Source organism: Bacillus sp. J14TS2 (assembly GCF_018333015.1).
Classification (GTDB): domain Bacteria; phylum Bacillota; class Bacilli; order Bacillales; family Bacillaceae_C; genus Lederbergia.
Window position 1 is genome coordinate 16,192 of sequence record NZ_BORE01000028.1, and the last position, 20,398, is coordinate 36,589.

Here is a 20,398-nt window from a genome sequence, read left to right on the forward strand (position 1 = left end):
ATTCCCTCCCAGCACCTTTTTGTTATTGTATGCGAGGAGGGAATCAGAAATGCTCATGCCTCTCTTGATCAGAAAGGGGATGCCAATATTTTTCATATTTAAAGAGGTTGTTCAAAAAGTCCGGTAAAAATAACACTGCGAATTTTTCCTTTTTATCCTCCTTTTTGAACACACACTTATAACTCTAAAGAATCACCAGGCTTCATAATTTTTCCGTACATACCTTCATCTAATAAATCAATAAATGTTTGTGGATTTTGCCGAATGGGCGGGAATGTATCATAGTGTACTGGTACAACCATTTTCGCACCAATATATTTTGCCGCCTCAGCCGCATCTTCAGGTCCCATTGTAAAATTATCCCCGATTGGTAAAAAGGCGATGTCGATTGAATGACGCTCCCCGATTAGCTTCATATCTGAGAATAGCCCCGTATCTCCAGCATGATAGACTGTTTTACCTTCTGCTGTAAACAAAACGCCTGCAGGCATTCCCATATAAATAATCTGCTGGTCATCTGTCGTAATCGCCGAACTATGAAAAGCTTTCGTATATTTCACTTGTCCAAAATCAAATTGATAAGCACCACCAATATTCATACCATGTGTATTAAGCCCTTGCCAACCAAGGTACACGGCAAGTTCATTAGGGGCAATAATTAAGGAATTACTTTTGTTCGCAATTGCTTCAGTGTCTCCGACATGGTCATTATGTCCATGGGTAAGAATAATTGCGTCAGGTTGTTCATTTTCCACTTTTAAATCGGTTAATTCATTTCCAGTTATAAAAGGGTCAAATAAAATTGTTTTTCCATCTGTAACGATCTTGATAATGGAATGACCATGATATGAGATTTTCATATTTACCACTCCTATACATAATTCTGTCTCTCTAATTCATTTCGATTTTTTTCCCGAATTTCCTGCATGTTTCTTTCTTTATTCCTTAAAAACTGATAACATTTTTTTAGAAAAGCTTTTTTAGGAGATGAACTAAGTTGGATCGATTGAAGAAACTTTCAGCATGGTTAAACAAAGAAAATATAGAGGCTGCATTCATTACGTCTCCAGATAATATTTTTTATTTAACAGGATTCCGTAGTGAACCGCATGAACGTTTATTAGGTTTAGCTGTCTTTCAGGAAAAGGAACCATTTATCGTCTGTCCAGCAATGGAAAAATCGGATGCTCGAGCCGTCGGATGGGAGCACGAAGTTATTGGTTATCAGGATACAGATCAACCATGGGATTTTATTGAGCAAGCGGTAAAAGCAAGAATTTCTAGTATCCACCAATGGGCTGTTGAAAAAAATCATTTAATTGTTAGCCGTTATGAAGAGCTAACTACGCGTTTTCATGGTAGCTTATTGAAAGATGCGGAGCCAATTTTGAACGAACTTAGAATGTTGAAAACCGAACAAGAATTGGAATACATTCAGAAAGCATGCGAATTAGCTGACTTCGCTGTTAACGTTGGGGTCAGTGAAATTGCAGAGGGGAAAACAGAATTAGATATCATCGCAGCGATTGAGTATGAAGTAAAGAAAAAAGGCGTTTCTGGCATGTCATTTGACACAATGGTGTTAACTGGAGCTAATGCAGCATCTCCCCACGGTACACCGGGGATGACGAAAATCAAAAAAGGCGATCTTGTCCTTTTCGATTTAGGGGTGGTCTATGAAGGCTATTGTTCTGATATTACAAGAACTGTTGCATTCGGTGAGGTTTCTGCTGAGCAGGAGAAAATCTACCACACCGTACTGGAAGCACAAGAAGCTGCCGTTAATGCAGTGAAACCTGGTATGCTGGCGAAACAATTAGACAAGATTGCAAGGGATCATATTGCTGATGCTGGATACGGTGAGTATTTTCCACATCGTCTTGGTCATGGACTAGGCATCAGCATTCATGAATATCCTTCTATTACTGCAACAAACCCTCTTCGTATGACAGAAGGTATGGTATTTACCATCGAGCCAGGTATTTACGTTCCAAATATTGCTGGTGTTCGAATAGAGGACGATCTATTGGTAACAAAAGATGGAGTAAAAACATTAACCAAGTATCCTAAAACCTTACAGATCGTATAGAAAAATGTGTTTTAGGAGTTTTTTTGAACTCGCGGAGGGCCAAGTTCTGCGCCCTCCCCTTTTTTGGAGACTTGTATACATTCGGGGAGGGCCAGCTCCTTAGCTGTTGTATACCTATTTCATCCAAAAAATAAATCAAGAATATTACTACCTGTCGAGCTTTGCTTATTATAGAATTCCGCATATCCGCAGTTTTTGCAGTAGACCACAACAAACTGATTATGCTGGATATCAAACATTTTAGATAAACCTGTGCCAGTCATCGCAACTTCTTTTTGAGCAGCATTCTTACTTCCGCATTTTATACAGCCCTTATTTTCAACCATTTGTCATCACTCCTTCTTCCTTATTACGATTCTTATGTAATTTTAGTTTCACCTATTTTTGACCGATTTCTCAGAACAAAAGCGTAAGTACCTGATGTAAGAAGAAAGGCTACGTTCACGCCGTCTTGGCGCTGGAGCTAGACATCCGACCACGACAACAGATAGGTTATTCATATGCTATTTTTTAATCCCTACAATAAAAAAGAGCTAACAACCGCTATTCATGGTTATTAGCTCCATTTCCTATGATAATAAAGTAGTTGCATCTACATGGTTATATTGGAAGGCTTTTGCTACACCTTGATGCGTGATATGGCCTTTTAGAGTGTTCAAGCCTTGCATCAATGCTTCATCTTCTTGACAAGCTTGTTGGAACCCTTTGTTCGCAATTTGTAAAGCGTATGGAATGGTCGCATTCGTTAGGGCTATCGTAGAGGTTCTTGGGACAGCCCCAGGCATATTTGCCACTGCATAATGCACAACATCATGTTTAACATAGGTTGGGTTGTCATGTGTCGTGACACGATCACTTGTTTCAAAAACTCCACCTTGGTCGATCGCAATATCAATAACAACTGCACCAGGCTTCATTGTTTTAATCATCTCTTCAGTTACAAGCTTCGGCGCCTTGGCTCCTGGGATTAATACCGCACCTACGACAAGATCGGAATCTTTAACTGCTTCCCCAATATTAAACGGGTTGGAGACCAATGTTGTAACCTGTCTTCCAAAAATGTCTTCCAATTCGCGAAGACGATTGGCATTGAGATCAATAATTGTCACTTCAGCACCAAAACCAATAGCAATTTTCGCTGCATTCGTTCCTACAATTCCACCACCAATGATTGTCACCTTTCCACGTTTCACACCAGGTACTCCTGATAGAAGTATTCCTTGTCCTCCATAGTTCTTCTCTAAAAACTGTGCGCCAATCTGAACAGACATTCTACCAGCCACTTCGCTCATTGGCGTTAAAAGTGGCAAAGAACGGTTTGGAAGTTGAACTGTTTCATAAGCAATTGAGGTAGTCTTTTTAGAAAGTAAATGATCTGTTAATGCTTTTTCATTGGCTAAATGAAGATAGGTAAATAAGATCAAGTCTTCACGTAAAAAGCTAAACTCCTCTTCAATCGGTGCTTTGACTTTCAATACCAATTCTTGTGCCCACGCCTCTTCTGCTGTATCAACAATACGAGCACCAACTTCAGAATAGGCCTGATCGGAAAATCCCGATCCTTCTCCAGCACTTTTCTCAATATGTACTTCATGCCCAGCTGCAGTAAGTGTAACCACACCTGCTGGCGTCATAGCGACTCGATTTTCATGATTAATTAATTCTTTTGGTATTCCAATTCTCATTTACAATGCCTCCCGTTGAAGTCTACACATTTTATCATATCATTCTAGACCTAACTTGACAGCTTTTTTTAACCATTTTTTGCATAAAATGAAACTTCAATCAGTGAGATTTTTCTCTGCAAAGGATGTGCTAGTATAGAAGTGGCGATTGTCATTGCGAACTTATTCTGTTTCCTCATCCCCACTGATTTCAGATGATCAAAGACTAAGTTCGCAACATCCTGTTGGCCTGAGATAAAGGAAACATGTTGGCCTAAAGGGTGATTCGATGTTGACTTACGCAAGCAGAAACCGTAAATTTCCTAGATTAAGGCAGTGTATACCTATGTTCCTCACTACATGGGGGATTACTACTCGTTAATGCGGAATAAATAAGCCAAGTAGCCTTTTTAGGTTTTGTCTATTATTTGTTGGGGAATTAGAAGATATACAAGAGATAAAATGTTATAATAAAGAAAAAGGAGGCAATGAGAATGACTCTTCAATATTCGAATATCATAGTTGCTGTCGATGGTTCAAAATCAGCAGAATGCGCCTTCAAAAAAGCTGTACAAATCTCAAAACGTAACCAAGCCCGTTTAACACTTGTTCATGTGATTGATACAAGGGCATATGTAGCGATTGATGCCTATAACGGAACAATGGCCGACCGTGCTGGAAAATATGCCGAAAACCTGTTATCAGGTTATAAGGAAGAAGCAATGAAGCTTGGACTCGAAAATATTGATACAATCATTGAGTATGGATCTCCTAAAACCGTAATCCCAAAAAAAATAGCAAAAGAAATAGGGGCTGACTTAATTATTTGCGGAGCAACTGGGCTTAATGCTGTCGAACGTCTTTTAATCGGCAGTGTTTCCGAACATATTACACGTTCAGCCACATGTGATGTATTGGTCGTTCGCACAGAAGAAGAAGAGGAAAAAGAAGTATAACCACAAGATAAAAGAGCTAATCCCTTTGAGATTAGCTCTTTTCTAATTTTGCTTGTGCTTTTTCTAATTGATGACGTACTTGGTTAAACCCAGTCCCACCATATGAATTTCTTCGTTCTACTGCCTTTTTAGGTGAGAGAATGGCATAGATATCTTGCTCAATTTGTGCGCATGCATCCTGCAACTCTCCTAATGATAGGTCTAATAAATAGCATCCCTTCTGAATACAGCTTAGAACTAACTTCCCTACTATTTCATGCGCTTCACGGAAAGGAATTCCTTTCGACGCTAAATAATCAGCAAGCTCTGTTGCATTAGAAAAGTCTTGATGGACAGAAGTCTCCATGACATCGGTTTTGACTGTCATCGTTCGCACCATTCCTGCAAAGATTTTCAATGACCCAATCATTGTATGAACGGTATCAAGCATGCCTTCTTTATCCTCTTGCATATCTTTATTATAGGTAAGCGGGAGTCCCTTCAATGTCGTCAGCATCCCCATCAAATGACCAATCACTCTGCCAGATTTACCGCGAATCAGCTCAGCCATATCCGGGTTTTTCTTCTGAGGCATGATACTACTACCTGTCGCATACGTGTCATCCAATTCAATAAAATCAAATTCCTTGCTTGACCAGAGAATAAATTCTTCAGCCAAACGCGAAAGATGGGTAATTGTTAAGGAAGCATTACTTAAAAATTCAACGATAAAATCGCGATCACTGACAGCATCCATGCTGTTTTCGTATACATCAGAAAACCCTAGCTGTTCTGCTGTAAAATGACGATCAATCGGAAAAGTTGTACCTGCTAGTGCACTTGCTCCAAGGGGAGACACATCAATCCGCTTTAAACTTTCCTGAAACCGTTCATAATCACGCTCTAGCATCCAAAAGTAAGCGAGAAGATGATGAGCAAAGGAAACAGGTTGCGCTCTTTGTAAATGTGTATATCCTGGGAAGATGGTTTCGACATTTTTTTCCGCTTGTGTAAATAAAGCCGATTGCAGTTCCTTAATATGGTCTATAATCACCAGTACTTGCTTTTTCAAATACAAATGCATATCTGTCGCAACTTGATCATTACGGCTTCTACCCGTATGTAACTTTCCGCCAACTGGGCCAATTTCCTTTGTAAGCATTTTTTCAAGATTAAGATGGATGTCCTCTTCTGAAACAGAATAGACTAGCTCACCTGCACTCGCTTTTTCCTGTAATGTTAAAAGCCCTTGAACAATTTTCTCACTATCTTCTTGAGGAATAATATTCGTTTTTCCTAACATTTTTACGTGGGCAATGCTTCCTTCTAAGTCTTCAAAAACAAGCTCCTGATCAAATGAGATCGAGGCACCAAACTCCTCGATCCATTGTTCAGGGGATTTTGAAAAACGTCCACCCCATGCTTTTTTCATGCTTTCACCTTATTCTTATTCTGGATCATGCTGTGTACTTCTGTAGGCAGACCCCAAAGCTTGATAAAACCAACTGAGGCTGATTGATCAAATTCATCGTCAGCTGTATAGGTAGCTAAATTCTCATTGTATAGAGAGTTTGCGGATTTACGTCCTTCTACGATTGCATGACCTTTAAATAGCTTGACTCTCGCAATCCCATTAACAAATTTTTGTGATTCTTTAAGAAAAGCTTCTAATGCAGGTTTTAATGGTGAGAACCATAAACCTTCATAAATCATTTCCGTTAACTTCTTTTCAATATTAGGCTTAAAATGCGCTAATTCTTTTACAAGCGTCAGATCTTCCAATTCCTTGTGTGCTGTTAGCAGTGTAACTGCCCCAGGGCATTCGTAAATCTCACGTGATTTAATCCCTACTAATCTATTTTCCACATGGTCAATTCTGCCAACACCGTGTTTACCAGCCAATTTATTTAGGGTTAAAATAAGTTCACTTAACGAATATTTCTTTCCATCTAAGGAAACTGGTACACCACCGACAAATTCAATTTCTATCACATCTGGTTGATCCGGAGTATCTTCTAATTCAGCTGTTAAATCGTACGCATTTGCTGGAGGTGCCGCCCATGGATCTTCTAGCACTCCACATTCATTGCTTCTTCCCCATAAATTTTGATCAATGGAAAAAGGACTGTCTAAATTAATTGGAATAGGTACTCCTTTTTCTTTTGCATATTCAATTTCCTCTTCACGAGACCAGCTCCAATCTCTCACAGGAGCAAGCACTTCAAGATTCGGATTCAACGCTTTAATCGACACTTCAAAACGCACTTGGTCATTTCCTTTTCCTGTACAACCATGTGCAACAGCATCAGCCTTTTCTTGTTCTGCTACTTCAACAAGTTTTTTGGCAATTAGAGGTCTGGATAGTGCTGAAACAAGTGGATATTTTTGTTCATACATAGCATGTGCTTGCAGAGCTAGTAGAGCATACTCATTCGCAAATTCTTCTTTTGCATCAATCACAATACTTTTTGATGCTCCCATATCTAATGCTTTAGATTGAATGAAAGCTAAATCCTTTCCTTCTCCAATATCTAAACAACAAGCCACAACATCATAACCTTGGTCCAAAAACCATTTAATCGCAACAGAGGTATCTAAACCACCGGAATAAGCCATAACGACTTTCTTTTTCATAAAAAAACCCTCCTGAGTACATTGTATACTTATACATAAAAGTTTATTTTTAATCATTTGTTATTATGGATATTATCATATGGATATATGTTTTTCAATAGTTATTCATAAAAATGTATAAAAAATCATTTAAAAGCAAGAAAAAAACGTCCAGTCAGATCACCTAGACGCCCTTTTCAACATTTCTAGCTATATTATTTAAGCAGGAAAGTTCACGTTCTTCTACACTTATAGACTACCATGATGCTTCTCATACAAGTGTTTATACTGATAATACTTGATTGCAAATCGAGTAATCTTCCTCGTGGTTTGATAATTAACCCCAGCGCCAATCATGATGGAAATAAGCGGAACACCCGATATTTTCCGTTTAGAAAACAGCAAAATAAAGACTGTTTTTACAAATTGTTTTAATGGTTCATCAATCCAAATAGGTTCTGTCATTCGACCAGGCACCTCATAATAGAATTGCTGATCATCCTTTTGAAGGTCTTCCATTAAATCTTCCCAGCCAAACATCTTCATTCGTTCTGGCATCGTGGCAACATTGAATACTTTCAAAGTTTCTAATAGCCCCTTTGGTGATTGAACATCGTATCCAAAAGACATGGCTGTTAGCTGGACAGCACGTAAGTTAATCACTAGCATCGCCACAAAATCACTTGTCATGGCTAAAGTTTGCCCAGAACCAGTTACTCCACCCTGAAATAAGGAATAAAGTCGATGTTTACTAGCTTGTTGTTCAGCTAGGAAGGTTAATTGATCGACTGGCATTCTTTTCATGTCTTCCATCGAATGAATCGGCTCATTCATTGATCTCGCTACTGCTAAAATACGTTCTGCAGCCTCTTGTTGCAGTGTTGTTCCTCTAAGCAGTGCATTTAATTGGAAAAGCCAGTCATCCACTTTAGAAAAAAACTGATCTTGTATATTTTCTGGTAGTAACGAAAATGCTTTATCAAGCCATTGATCGTACGTGTTCTCTAAATCCGTTGCCTCATATTCAAAAAAACTTTGACGCCATTCATGAAGTTCTTCCCATAGATGCTCCTCTCGCTTACTTACATGCATTTATAACACCTCAATTTTTTAGAAATTATTTTAAAATAGAAAGGTATAGAATTTTGACTAATGCTGGATCTAGCTTCAGGAGCCATCGGCTCGAGGCTCGCAGGAGCGAGTCCATCGGCATCGCGACGTACAGGATGTACTAGTGCAGACGAAGCGACAGGGCGTCGCGTTTGAGTCTGCCGCCAGGACGGCGCGAACTTAGCCGATGTTCTGCATAATAACCTGAAACCTATGAAAGAAAAAACGCCCATCTTAGTTTTCAGAACATTTGCTTGTCGCCGATAGGCGGGCACCTTGCGCTTTTCTTATGAAAGACGTACAACATCCTTGGCAATCATAATCTCCTCATTGGTTGGGATGACAATGACTTTTACAGGAGAATGAGGGTAATTCACAAATAGCTCTTGTCCTCTAACATTATTTAAATTAGGATCCCAATATACGCCCATAAATTCAAGGCCATTTAAAACCTTCGCACGAATCGTCGCACTATTTTCCCCGATACCAGCTGTAAAGATGATCGCATCTACTCCAGACATTCTTGCAGCATAAGAACCTAGATATTTATGGATACGATCCGCAAAAATATCTAATGCCAATTCTGCTCGATGATTTCCATTGTTCGCCTCTAATTCAATATCGCGTAAATCACTGGAAAAACCTGATACACCTAACATGCCAGATTTTTTATTCAGAACATCAATTACTTCATCAGCTGTCTTTCCTGTTTTTTCCATTACATACGGGATAAGAGCTGGGTCAATATTTCCTGAACGAGTTCCCATTGTAACACCTGCAAGTGGAGTAAAACCCATTGATGTATCTAAAGATTTACCACCTTTAATTGCGGCTATACTTGCTCCATTTCCAAGGTGACAAGAGATCAGTCTTATTTGACTCAAAGGCCGTTCTAATAATTCAGCAGCCCTTTCTGAGACATATTTATGCGATGTTCCATGGAAACCATACTTTCGGATCCCATATTCCTTATAATAATCGTAAGGGAGGCTATACAAAAATGAATTCTCTGGCATGGTTTGGTGAAAAGCTGTATCAAATACAGCTACTTGAGGTACATTGGGTAATGCCTTTTGGAATTCCTTTATCCCTGTTGCATTAGCAGGATTGTGAAGTGGTGCTAGTTCAGATAAATCTTCAATTTTTTTCAATGTATCTTGATCAATTAAGGACGAATCGCTAAATACTTCGCCACCATGTACGACCCGATGCCCCACTCCCTCTATCTCATTAAGGGACTGAATCACACCAAGAGAAATTAATCGATCTAATAATAAAGCAACTGCCTCTTCATGATTCGCAATATCCAGTGTTTCTTTATGTCGCTCTGTTCCTACATTAATTGTAAACACAGAATCCTTTAATCCAATACGCTCAATCAATCCTTTTGTGATGACCTTTTCTTCTGGCATATCAAAAAGTTGAAATTTCAAAGATGAGCTTCCCGCGTTAACCGCAAAAATCTTAGCCATATATCATCAGCATCCTTTGTATTAATCATATCTTCGTCTTGTACAGAACGCCCTGGACAGGCGCCTCCGCTTTTCTTTATTTATTATCCTGGAACCATTTTTCCATTTTCCAAAGCATTTTATCAACCGCTTCTTTTTTCGAAAGGCTTGGAAGGGATGCTAATAAAACTTCTTTTGGTGCTTTGGTTTCCGGACTTTTCTTTTGCAGAATAAAAATGCTCTTCGCTGCTTGGTCATTTTTAAAAATCGAAAATGGCAGCTGTAAGACAGCTTGTATATACGCTGTATCTTTTAAATAGTTTTGCAGTTTTTCCGCCTGTTCTGACTCAAATAATCCATTCGGGATGAGAAAAAACAGATATCCTCCCGGTTTTGTATGCCGCAAGCCTTGTTCAATAAATAAGTGATGAGCATAGGCATGCCCTTTCGCTGACTTCAACTCATATTCGGAGGCTTGCATATCATTTGGGTAATAGCCAACAGGTAGATCACCCACCACAAGATCTACAGGGTCTATGAATAGGGGGGCCAAGGCATCCTGATGAAAAAATTCTGTTTGCTGTCTTTGTAAGTTGGCTCCAATGTAAGCTAAGCGAATCAAAATTTCATCGACCTCTACACCAAACGATTCAATCGTAGGAACTTGTTCATACATATTTAAAACCGTGGATAGTAAGTTACCTGTCCCAACAGCAGGATCTAGGATGGATAGTTGCTGTCGATCGCTTATAAACTTTTGTATTAAATAACCGATCAATAAACCAATTGAATCAGGTGTCATTTGATGATTAGTTTGAGTCGTGCCTTTCATGCCCTTTAAAATCGCTAATTGATACGCTCTGCGAATTTCTTCAGATGTATAAGAAACAAGGTTTAACTCTGCATATTCTTTCTGCAACCTTTTGTTGTTAAGTTCACTTAAGCCTTCCTGCAGAATTTTATCCTGGAATATATTATCACCTGTTTCAGCTAACGCCTCTAAATAAGTACAAGCTAGTTCATCTTGTAAAATCGTTGATGATTGATCAAAGATGGTAAAAAGCTTTTCAGTTGAAGAAGTAGTCAAAATAAAACCTCCCATCCATGCATCTATCATGCTACGTAATAGTTTCTGGCAGATATTCACCATTCTATACATGGATCTATTCTTTATCTCTAGTTTAGCTTTCACAAGGTTTGGAAACAAGGAAAAAGTACGAATTTAAAGAAGTTCGAACTTTTGTGAAATATTTAACATATGAAAGGGGATTCTTTGTATCCCTTTTCTTTAAACAGACATACAGGAAGTACACAATCATCTGCCTTTAGCGGAATTGACCTTAAATACGGAATAATTAGGACAATGAGTACTCCCGCCACTTAATTTCTACGAAGTTTGAAGTGGGGGTTTCTGTGGTATCGACTTCAAGCGACGATTAACCAACAGTGGAGTTGACACATCGGTGTGCTAAAAACACCCAACCCCGCTATCCCAGCGCTATGATCTTTTACTACACAGTCTTGGTTAGAGAATGAGATTTCCTTTTCGTTAGAACGACTATAACCAGGGATTCTGGGTCTCGCTTTAAACTTTGAAGGTGTAACTTTGTATTCCCGCAAACTGGCATAAAACGATTTCCAGTTTTGGAATACCGTTTTCATAATTCCCTGACTTGATTGCGTTGGGAGTGAGCGGTAATCGTTTTTTTGAATCATCGATTTAAAAAGGGCGTCCAGAAAGTTGTAATGAATATATGGTTTCTCTTTTGACGGCTCTTCAAATAAATTACACTTGATTTCTTTTTGTTTTTCGATAGTTTTTGTTTTTTCTTTTTCAACTTTCTTTTTGTACGCTGAGAGTTGATTGTCATTCATTTTCGGTAAATGCTTTTGAATGGCATCTAAAACTTCTCGTTGAAGAGGTTGTAATTCTTTTTCCTGAGTTAAACCAGTAAACACCTGACGGATGTAAAAGTTTGTCGCGTTATGTAAGTTCTTTGCGTTTTGGCACATCTCTCTGAAATACCCATGCATTCGATGACCTTTTTTCACCCAGATTTGCATCGTTTTGTAGTTTGCCATTTGATTTTCACCCCTCCCCAAAACATAAGTTCCCATATGTTTATTTTACCAAAAGGGGAATGAAAATCCTAGCATAAAAAGCGAAAACCGTCCATTCACCTCTCACCTAAAATTGCAACAAATTTTTGAGGAGGGAGTCCTCTTGGCTGGAATGATAGATTGATCATGATAGACAGGGAAAACACCTCTTCTTTGTATTGATGTCGTTGCTCCCATCTTCAAAGAATAAGCTGTTTTAGCAGCAAACCTTAGTCTAGCTTGTATTCCTCTTGACTTTCCACTCTTCCAATTAAGTCTACTTTTTTAATACTTTAATCTTCGATCTGATATTTTTGGGACCAAAACATGTCCTGCTGAGACATTACTATGGCCACAAGCAAATGGTGCAGGTTCAACAAACTCACTTTCTTTTCCTTCTATTATCAATTCATTGGGTCTCAAGGTAATGATGGCATAAAGTGGATCTTGGTATGGCACAGAATGTTTTAAAATTGGAAATTCATCTCTTATCTCCTCTGTATAAGAAGTGGTATTATACTTAGCTCCCAGCCAAACATAAGAACTGCTATTCATATGAATAAAATATATGTCTTCAATGACTTTGACTCCATCCAAATGATTATGGCCATTCATGCAGGCAAATACTTTTTTACACCCAGCTACTTCATTTATGTCTTTAAAAAGTCTATGAAGGGTATCACTGGTTTTAACTCCGACATAAGGATTCTCAAGACTTTGATGACTAAAAATCATAGTAGGCTTTGTAGTTGAGGCCAAATCTTGCGTCAACCACTGGTACTGTTCATCCGTAATATTGTTTTTAGCCTCTTCTCGATATTTAAAATAATTACCATATGAGTAATCAATATATTGACCATCAAGATTTAAATAGTTTGCATCAAGAACGACGAAATGGTAATCACCATGATCAAACGAATAATAGTTATATTCCATACCCAGGAAATCCATGATTGTTTTTTTATCACAATGGTCCATATCGTGGTTTCCAAGCACATGATACCTTTGCCCTTTAAACTTCTCCCAAGTTTGAAGAAACTCTTTGTTTTCCGGTTTTGGAAAACAAAAATCTCCTAGTTGAATAATGAAATCAACCTGTTCATCATTAGCTCTTTTGATAAAGGTTTCCAATCTATCATTTGCTTGGTACATCAAATCATAATGTACATCCGTAATTAACCCAAAGCGAATATCCGATTTCTCCACACTATCCCCTCCTTGTAAAATCAAAAAACTCACGTTACTCCACTTAATATTCAACATTATGCGAAGGTTTTCCTATCCAGGAGTATTTTTCTAAAGGGAGTTAGACTATATATTTTCAAGTAAAAAGCTCCGGGTTTCCCCGGAGCTTCATCCATCCTTTATTTCGCTGCATTCGCCGCATCTAGCGCAGAATCATAATCAGGGTGGTTGGTGCCCTCGCTGACATATTCTGTGTATACTACTTTATCATTGCTATCAATAATAAATACGCTGCGTGCAAGAAGGCGCAATTCTTTCATCACTACTCCATATGCTTCTCCAAATGAAAGATCGCGGTGATCTGAGTAAATTTTAGCGCCACCCAGATTATTTTCAGCAGCCCAACGTGCTTGTGCGAATGGAAGATCCGCAGAAATAGTTAGAACTTGTACATTATCGAGCTTTGCTAACTCTTCATTAAAACGCTTCGTTTGTGCCGCACACACTCCTGTATCAACAGAGGGAACAACACTAATCAAGCGAACTTGTCCAGCAAAATCACTGAGTTTCACTTCAGATAAATCATTGGCAAGTACTGTGAAATCTGGGGCCTGATCGCCAACCTTGACCTCACTTCCCACCAATGTCATCGGGGTTCCTTTAAACGTAATCGCTGCCATAAATAATTCCTCCTTAAGCTAGGTATAACACTATCATTGACTATTATTTCCAATGATGCAAGTGATACACCTTTCAATTTTGTAAGATCGTTTCTTCTATTTGTCACCTATATCCATTTTTCTCTCTTATTTTTTTCTTTATGATTTTACTTAAAGGAATGTTTTCAAAAAGGAGGATAAAAAAGACCAAGTCGGCTAAAGGCGCTGGCGACAATCGCAAACATCCGACACTAGGACATCCTATACGTCGAAAATTCAAGGCGGACTTGTACAGGATGTACTGACTTCCGTATTTCCAGGACGTGGGCGATTTTAACGGAAGATCCCGCATCGCACGAAGGAAAAGAAAACCAACGAGCTTGCGCGTGTGTGGTGATTTCGGCGTTCGACACAGGACGTGTCGGTAAAGTCGAAGGTCATTTATCTCGCAGTATCATTTTTACCGGACTTTTTTGGACATCCACTAAAAGGAGGAAGATCGCATTGAAACAAACGATTCAACCAATTTTAGGGCAAGAACGCCTTGTCCATATTGATGTGATACGAGGGATCGCGATTTTTGGGATTCTGCTCGTCAATATGGCACATTTTAGTTATCCTGACTTATATTTAGGTCAGTTAGCGAGTGAGAATTTTTTCACCAGCTCTTGGGGAGCTCTGGATCATGGGACCCGCATATTCCTTGATATATTTGTGCAGATGAAATTTATCATGATGTTCTCTTTTCTATTTGGCTTTGGCATGGTCATTATGTTTGAACGTTCTCTGCAAAAAGGAGAAAAATTTGGTCGTAAATATATGCGCCGCCTATTCGCCTTATTGTTATTTGGCACGATTCATGCCTTTTTCATTTGGGATGGTGACATCTTAACGGATTATGCCCTGCTTGGCTTATTGTTATTTTTATTTCGAAAACGTAAAGCAAAAACGTTATTTATTTGGGCGATTGTCCTCTACTGTTTGTTTAGTTTACCTTTACTTTTATCATCCTTTTCAGCTGCACAGGAGGGGATGCAGGAATGGCAGATCCAATATAATGCTGAGATGACGGGTGAGGCTGAACAAGCGCTTGATATGTATGCACATGGAACCTTTAAAGAAATCGCAACACAAAGAATCCATGATCGTTTTATGTATATGTCAATGAATGGGATGCTTTCGCTTAATCCTATTCTTTATATTTTTTCCAATTTACCTTATTTTAGCTTATTTTTACTTGGAGCTGCCTTTGCGAAAGCGAAAATATTGCATCACCCTCAGCAACATCGAAAAACATTATCGATCCTTTGGTTCCTCGGGTTTGTGGTAGGGCTACCTTGCAATATTCTCTTTCATGTCTGGGATCAAGAAGGACTTTTATTAATTGGCGCTCCCTTGCTTATGCTCTTTTATCTTATTTCTTTGGTTCGTATGACACAATCCGAGAGGACGAAGCGCTTCTTTCTTCCCTTTGCTGCAGTTGGGAAAACGGCTTTTTCAAATTATATTTTTCAATCCATTATCGGCACTACAATATTTTATCATTACGGACTTGGACTATATGGAAAGGTGTATCCCTTTGCCGGTCTTTTTATATCCATTGTCATCTTTATCCTGCAGCTATTCCTTAGTCAGCTTTGGTTGAAAAAGTTCCGCTTTGGACCTTTGGAATGGATTTGGAGAAATATCACCTATTGGCAGGTCTTTCCTATCAAAAAAACCAATTAATACCTCCAAAAAGAATATAGAAATGCCTACTCACGAGTATGGCGTTTCTATTGTACAATAGTCATATGCTCTAGTTGGAGGTTGAAAAAATGTATCAAATATATATTGTAGAGGATGATGCAAGGATGGCCGGTCTTGTTGGCCGTTATTTGCAAAAATATGGCTATGCTGTTCAAATTGCTGACGAATTTGATTCAATAAAAGAGGAGTTTGTCCAATATCGGCCAGATCTTGTTATCTTGGATATTCATCTCCCCTCTTTTGATGGTTTTTATTGGTGTAGGCAAATTCGCAGCATCTCCCATGTCCCGATTATCTTTTTAACTGCACGTTCTGGGGAGATGGATCAGGTTTTTGCAATAGAAAATGGGGGCGATGATTATATTACAAAGCCTTTTCATTTAGAAGTTTTATTAGCCAAGGTTAAGGGGGTATTACGAAGAACGTATGGAGATTATGCGTCTCCAACCGACTATCATATTTTAGAAGTAGATGGTCTTTTTCTTTATCGGGATAAAAATACAGTGGAATTCAATCATCGGAAAACTGAATGCAGTCCAAAGGAGTTTCGTTTACTTGATATATTGTTATCCAAGCATGGACAAGTTGTTACAAGGAATGAGCTATTGGAGGCAATCTGGGATGAAATCGATTTTGTTGATGACAATACATTGAACGTTAATATTCGAAGAGTTAGGGAGAAGTTAAAGGAACTCGGGATTGTTGATGCAATTCAGACAATACGAGGGCAAGGATATCTTCTGAAAAATACTTGGGGACAATCATTATGAGGTTCCGTGACTTTTTAGTGGATCGATTGACCTTTATTGTTCTATACCTTTTCAATACTGCGCTGATCTTGTGTATTGTCAAACTTAGCTTATTAGAAGGAAAAGTGTTTATTTCAACAAAGCATTTACTTTATATTAGTCTCCTCTCTTTTCTCCTTCTCCTAGGCTACTTAACGGTTGATTTTATTCGGAAGAAATCTTTTTTCGATGAATTAAATAGCGTCTTAAGGAGTGAGGAGCTGGATGCCTTTCTGAATCTACAGCATCCCATTACAAGGGAACAAAGGTTATTTCAGCAGCTTTGTGCAAACTCTTATGCCCTTTATGTCAACCAAGTGGGAGACTATCAAGATAAACTTCAGCAATCCTATTATTTTGCGAATCGCTGGGCTCATCAAATGAAGACACCTATTTCTGTGATTCAATTATTACTGCAACAAGAAAAGGAAATAACAAGACAGGATCTCATTAGCCAAATAGATGAAGAAACGCTGAAGGTTGCCGATGGGATTCAAATGATGTTATCGACATTGCGCATTCAAAAATTCGAGCTTGATTTTTCAATTGAAAAATTTGAACTTGTCACTTGGTTGCGAGCATTACTGCATGACAAGCGAAAGCAATTTATTCGCTATCATATTTTTCCAAAATTCACGTCAGATGAGACGTTGTATCCAATTGAATCAGATCAAAAATGGTTGAGATTTGTAGTAGAACAACTAATTCAAAACGCGCTGAAATATTCGGAACCTAACGGCTATATTCATTTTTATGTGGAGAAAAAGAAGAATGAAATCCAATTATCCATCAAGGATGACGGAATTGGAATCAAACAAGAGGATCTCCCTCGAGTATTCGATGCTTTCTTCACTGGAGCGAACGGAAGAAAACGCCAGGAATCCACAGGGATGGGGCTCTATCTTGTCAAGCAGATCATCGATAAGCTACAGCACCGGATTACCATCGATTCCCAAGAAAATGCCGGCACTACCGTCACCTTACATTTTATGTTACATGATGATTATCATCATGTCGCTAGATAATAGATAATAACAGAAAGGAGGGGAAGCCAATGTTAGTAAAGGCAAAAAACATCTCAAAAATTTACACATCGAAAAAAGGCAGGTACGCCCAGAAGGCGATTGACCAATTTAATCTTGAGGTAGACTTTGGAGAATTTATTGGGATTATGGGACCATCTGGCAGTGGAAAATCAAGCTTGTTGAACATCCTAGCCACGATTGATCAACCATCCGCAGGAACAGTTGAACTGGATGGTGTCAATACCAAATCATTAAATGATCAACAGCTTTCTTTATTTAGAAGGAAAAAATTAGGGTTCATTTTTCAAGATTTCCATTTATTAGAAACGTTGACTGTAAAAGAAAATATTCTGCTTCCCCTAGTGTTGGAAAGCATACCGAAGTCCGAAATGGAAAAAAGGCTGGACGATATCGCTGCTATTTTAAACATATCCGATATCTTAGAAAAAAGAACCTATGAAATTTCCGGAGGAGAACAGCAAAGAACGGCCGCTGCTAGAGCGCTTATCCATCATCCACAATTAATACTGGCAGATGAACCGACTGGAAACCTTGATTCCAAAGCGGCTAAAAGCTTAATGGATTCCCTGCAGCAATTGAACCAAGAACAAAGTCGTACGATTCTCATGGTTACCCATGATCCCTTTGCTGCTAGTTATTGCAAACGAGTTGTGTTCATCCGTGATGGAAAGCCGTATACAGAAATTTATCACAGTGGGCAAAGACAAGCTTTTTTTCAAAAAATTCTCGATGTACTATCGTTGATGGGAGGACATGAAGATGACCTTCCGCCAACTTCTATATAAAAATTTACGAAGGAATTTGCAATCCTATGCATCTTTTATCCTTAGCAACATCTTTACAGTATTTATTTTCTATTTGTTTCTAGCATTTGTCTTACATCCAAATTTGGCTAATCAAGACATCCATCCAATTATCTATGTTTTATTTATAAGCTGTAATATAGCCATCATCTTTTTCACCATTTTTTTTACGGTTTATTCTTATACTGCCATGATGAAATCACGAAAAAAAGAATTTGGTTTGCTAAAGATGGTCGGTCTTACCAACAAAAAAATCGCTAGGTTGGTCTTTGTTGAATTTACAGCGATTTCCTTTCTTTCGATCATAATCGGTATCCTTACTGGGATCTTATTATCAAGGCTCTTTTTCATGTTTGTTAATGTGATATTACAACAAGGTGAACCTTTATTATTTTCAGTCCCTCCGTTGGCGATTATCATAACATTGTGTCTCTTCCTTTTTTTATTTGAAGGGGTAACACTAATTGGTTTAAGAGAGATTCACAAAAGTGAAATCATTCATCTTATTAACGCGGTGAAATTACCAAAAGAATCACCCATCTATTCACCTAAGCTTACGTTCTTAAGTGTAGTACTTCTGCTTGTTGGCTATTTAATCGCTGCCTTTTCAAATTTATTCATCTTGTTCTTTTCGATGATTCCAATTTTATTGCTTGTCATCACTGGGACATATTTGCTTTTTATGCAAGGAACAACGGTCATTTTACAACGATTACGAAATTCACCGCTTTTCTGGAAAAATATAAATATGACAACAATTAGTGCATTAATTTTTAAAATGAAGGATAATGCCAGAATATTGAGCGTGGCGGCGGTTCTTAGTGCGATTGCCATGTCTAGCATGGGCTTATTATTTTGGTTTACCCAATACTCAGATGTGGGAATTCGCGGTCCCCAGGATCTTATGGTGATTCAAAAAGATGTGGAAACACAAGATGGTTCTCTCTTTTCCGAAGAAAAGATAAGAGCTCTTGCTGAAAAGCACCAGGTTACTATCAAAGCATATGAACAAACCGTTGTGTTGCCCACATCCATTCTAATCAATCAGCAGGAAAAAACAGCTTGGATCATATCTGATCAAGATTACAACCGCCGAATCAAACCTATACAACGTTCCGCACAAGCCGTAGATGCAGAAGCAGGGAAAACGGTGTTTATTTCGCCATTTGAACCATTTGAAGGAAAAGAGTGGGGTGCCACCAAATTTACAGGTAATCAAGTAGAGATGAAATTTGCTAATCAGGATCCGCTTCAATTAGAGCTTCAAGCAAATCTTTTTGCGGTGACGATCATTCGAGGAGGAGGTTATCAGCCACCTTATTTACTAGTGGTTGATCAATCGCTTTTTACGGATTTACAGGCAAGTATGGATAGGAACGAGCAGTTGGTGCTTCACGATTATTATTTCACCAATCTTGCCCATGCACCTGATTTACTAAAGGACATTCAATCTAACAGAACAGCTAATGATTCAGTCATGTTGTTGGACGGATTTAGCGATTATCTTGAAATCAATAAATGGAGCACCCTTTTATTAATGATCGGCCATTTTATTGCTTGTTTATTTTTTCTGACTACGAGCAGTCTGATTTATTTCAAGCTGTATACAGAAATGGAGGAAGAGCGAAAATCGTATACTGCCTTAAAAAAGCTTGGTTTTACACAGGTAGAAATGAGGAAAATGGCCTCCATCCAGATTGCCATTCTGTTTTTCTTACCGGTCCTCGTTGGTTCCTTGCACACGGTTTTCGTTTATGTAAGTGCTAGTCTCACTTTAGGAGCGGAAGGAATTTGGAAAGAAGGCTTCATCGCGATCGCGGTCTATTATCTTTTCCAAGCCATTTATTATGCCATCACTCGACAAATCTATTTAAAAAGGGTGATTTCTTAAGGAGTATTTGAACAAGTATAGTGAAAGGAATCTCGAGGCTTTTACTCGTATTCCCCATGGTTATAAAATCAAAAAGTGCCTCTTCATGATGTTAAACTTTTCATGAAGAGGCACTTTTTTTGAAAAGGTAAAAAGTATAAATTTTGGCTAATGTTTGATCTAGCTCCAGGCGCCATCGGCTCGAGGTCAAAGGAGCTGTTGCACAATCAGGTAACTGATCGTGCAACAGTTTTTTTGTGCACAAAAAAAACAGACCACAAAGGGTCTGCTCTCGTGTATTATTAATTTATGACAAGTAAAAAAATAACACAACCC

General features: G+C 38.5%; 17 protein-coding genes and 1 pseudogene. 7 read left to right on the forward strand and 11 right to left on the reverse strand.

Annotation, left to right across the window (positions count from 1 at the left end):
• Positions 1 to 176 precede the first annotated feature (176 nt).
• Complete coding sequence (locus KI375_RS25760; RefSeq protein WP_212976233.1) at positions 177 to 860, reverse strand: metal-dependent hydrolase; 684 nt, start codon at positions 858 to 860, stop codon at positions 177 to 179.
• 137 nt (positions 861 to 997) lie between these two features.
• Between KI375_RS25760 and KI375_RS25765 the strand changes: the two genes are divergently transcribed.
• On the forward strand, positions 998 to 2,089 hold the full coding sequence (locus tag KI375_RS25765) for a M24 family metallopeptidase (protein WP_212976234.1): 1,092 nt from the start codon (positions 998 to 1,000) through the stop codon (positions 2,087 to 2,089).
• A gap of 119 nt (positions 2,090 to 2,208) precedes the next feature.
• Here the strand turns inward: KI375_RS25765 and KI375_RS25770 are convergent, their stop codons facing one another.
• Complete coding sequence (locus KI375_RS25770) at positions 2,209 to 2,415, reverse strand: zinc ribbon domain-containing protein (RefSeq protein ID WP_212976235.1); 207 nt, start codon at positions 2,413 to 2,415, stop codon at positions 2,209 to 2,211.
• Positions 2,416 to 2,658: 243 nt separating this feature from the next.
• Positions 2,659 to 3,774: an alanine dehydrogenase gene (ald, locus tag KI375_RS25775; protein WP_212976236.1), complete on the reverse strand. Its 1,116-nt coding sequence runs from the start codon at positions 3,772 to 3,774 to the stop codon at positions 2,659 to 2,661.
• Between the two features lie 473 nt (positions 3,775 to 4,247).
• Between ald and KI375_RS25780 the strand changes: the two genes are divergently transcribed.
• Positions 4,248 to 4,709 carry a universal stress protein gene (locus KI375_RS25780; RefSeq protein WP_212976237.1) on the forward strand — a complete coding sequence of 154 codons (462 nt, stop codon included), beginning with the start codon at positions 4,248 to 4,250 and terminating at the stop codon, positions 4,707 to 4,709.
• 31 nt (positions 4,710 to 4,740) lie between these two features.
• Here the strand turns inward: KI375_RS25780 and argH are convergent, their stop codons facing one another.
• From argH to tpx, 8 genes and pseudogenes are all read right to left on the reverse strand, one after another.
• The gene (gene argH / locus KI375_RS25785; RefSeq protein ID WP_212976238.1) at positions 4,741 to 6,120 is read right to left on the reverse strand and encodes an argininosuccinate lyase; all 1,380 of its coding nucleotides are present in this window, start codon (positions 6,118 to 6,120) and stop codon (positions 4,741 to 4,743) included.
• Positions 6,117 to 7,322 carry an argininosuccinate synthase gene (locus KI375_RS25790; RefSeq protein ID WP_212976239.1) on the reverse strand — a complete coding sequence of 402 codons (1,206 nt, stop codon included), beginning with the start codon at positions 7,320 to 7,322 and terminating at the stop codon, positions 6,117 to 6,119. The genes argH and KI375_RS25790 overlap by 4 nt, the downstream gene beginning before the upstream one ends.
• Before the next feature lie 228 nt (positions 7,323 to 7,550).
• Positions 7,551 to 8,393, reverse strand: a complete 843-nt coding sequence (locus KI375_RS25795) for an EcsC family protein (protein ID WP_212976240.1) — start codon at positions 8,391 to 8,393, stop codon at positions 7,551 to 7,553.
• A 305-nt stretch (positions 8,394 to 8,698) separates the two neighbouring features.
• On the reverse strand, positions 8,699 to 9,883 hold the full coding sequence (locus tag KI375_RS25800) for an acetate kinase (protein ID WP_212976241.1): 1,185 nt from the start codon (positions 9,881 to 9,883) through the stop codon (positions 8,699 to 8,701).
• A gap of 76 nt (positions 9,884 to 9,959) precedes the next feature.
• Positions 9,960 to 10,949, reverse strand: a complete 990-nt coding sequence (locus KI375_RS25805; RefSeq protein WP_244853085.1) for a class I SAM-dependent methyltransferase — start codon at positions 10,947 to 10,949, stop codon at positions 9,960 to 9,962.
• 416 nt (positions 10,950 to 11,365) lie between these two features.
• Positions 11,366 to 11,944, reverse strand: a pseudogene (locus KI375_RS25810) (RNA-guided endonuclease InsQ/TnpB family protein); the annotation flags it as partial.
• Positions 11,945 to 12,247: 303 nt separating this feature from the next.
• Positions 12,248 to 13,168: a metallophosphoesterase family protein gene (locus KI375_RS25815; protein ID WP_212976242.1), complete on the reverse strand. Its 921-nt coding sequence runs from the start codon at positions 13,166 to 13,168 to the stop codon at positions 12,248 to 12,250.
• 158 nt (positions 13,169 to 13,326) lie between these two features.
• On the reverse strand, positions 13,327 to 13,827 hold the full coding sequence (gene tpx / locus KI375_RS25820) for a thiol peroxidase (protein ID WP_212976243.1): 501 nt from the start codon (positions 13,825 to 13,827) through the stop codon (positions 13,327 to 13,329).
• Positions 13,828 to 14,310: 483 nt separating this feature from the next.
• Between tpx and KI375_RS25825 the strand changes: the two genes are divergently transcribed.
• From KI375_RS25825 to KI375_RS25845, 5 genes are all read left to right on the forward strand, one after another.
• Entirely contained in the window at positions 14,311 to 15,534 is a 1,224-nt protein-coding gene (locus KI375_RS25825) for a DUF418 domain-containing protein (protein ID WP_244853087.1), read from the forward strand.
• A gap of 89 nt (positions 15,535 to 15,623) precedes the next feature.
• On the forward strand, positions 15,624 to 16,325 hold the full coding sequence (locus KI375_RS25830; protein ID WP_212976244.1) for a response regulator transcription factor: 702 nt from the start codon (positions 15,624 to 15,626) through the stop codon (positions 16,323 to 16,325).
• Positions 16,322 to 17,368, forward strand: coding sequence for an ATP-binding protein (locus KI375_RS25835; protein ID WP_212976245.1), 1,047 nt, complete (start codon positions 16,322 to 16,324; stop codon positions 17,366 to 17,368). Before KI375_RS25830 ends, KI375_RS25835 begins: the two co-directional genes overlap by 4 nt.
• Positions 17,369 to 17,397: 29 nt before the next feature.
• Positions 17,398 to 18,174, forward strand: a complete 777-nt coding sequence (locus KI375_RS25840; protein ID WP_212976246.1) for an ABC transporter ATP-binding protein — start codon at positions 17,398 to 17,400, stop codon at positions 18,172 to 18,174.
• Positions 18,149 to 20,083 (forward strand): FtsX-like permease family protein, encoded by a 1,935-nt coding sequence (locus tag KI375_RS25845; protein ID WP_212976247.1) that lies wholly within the window; start codon positions 18,149 to 18,151, stop codon positions 20,081 to 20,083. Before KI375_RS25840 ends, KI375_RS25845 begins: the two co-directional genes overlap by 26 nt.
• Positions 20,084 to 20,398 lie beyond the last annotated feature (315 nt).

Coding starts and splice junctions, on each gene's coding strand:
- KI375_RS25795 (WP_212976240.1), bottom strand. CDS start 8,393: ATGCATGTAAGTAAGCGAGAGGAGCATCTATGGGAAGAACTTCATGAA.
- KI375_RS25845 (WP_212976247.1), top strand. CDS start 18,149: ATGACCTTCCGCCAACTTCTATATAAAAATTTACGAAGGAATTTGCAA.
- KI375_RS25770 (WP_212976235.1), bottom strand. CDS start 2,415: ATGGTTGAAAATAAGGGCTGTATAAAATGCGGAAGTAAGAATGCTGCT.
- tpx (WP_212976243.1), bottom strand. CDS start 13,827: ATGGCAGCGATTACGTTTAAAGGAACCCCGATGACATTGGTGGGAAGT.
- argH (WP_212976238.1), bottom strand. CDS start 6,120: ATGAAAAAAGCATGGGGTGGACGTTTTTCAAAATCCCCTGAACAATGG.
- KI375_RS25780 (WP_212976237.1), top strand. CDS start 4,248: ATGACTCTTCAATATTCGAATATCATAGTTGCTGTCGATGGTTCAAAA.
- KI375_RS25790 (WP_212976239.1), bottom strand. CDS start 7,322: ATGAAAAAGAAAGTCGTTATGGCTTATTCCGGTGGTTTAGATACCTCT.
- KI375_RS25840 (WP_212976246.1), top strand. CDS start 17,398: ATGTTAGTAAAGGCAAAAAACATCTCAAAAATTTACACATCGAAAAAA.
- ald (WP_212976236.1), bottom strand. CDS start 3,774: ATGAGAATTGGAATACCAAAAGAATTAATTAATCATGAAAATCGAGTC.
- KI375_RS25835 (WP_212976245.1), top strand. CDS start 16,322: ATGAGGTTCCGTGACTTTTTAGTGGATCGATTGACCTTTATTGTTCTA.
- KI375_RS25830 (WP_212976244.1), top strand. CDS start 15,624: ATGTATCAAATATATATTGTAGAGGATGATGCAAGGATGGCCGGTCTT.
- KI375_RS25800 (WP_212976241.1), bottom strand. CDS start 9,883: ATGGCTAAGATTTTTGCGGTTAACGCGGGAAGCTCATCTTTGAAATTT.
- KI375_RS25760 (WP_212976233.1), bottom strand. CDS start 860: ATGAAAATCTCATATCATGGTCATTCCATTATCAAGATCGTTACAGAT.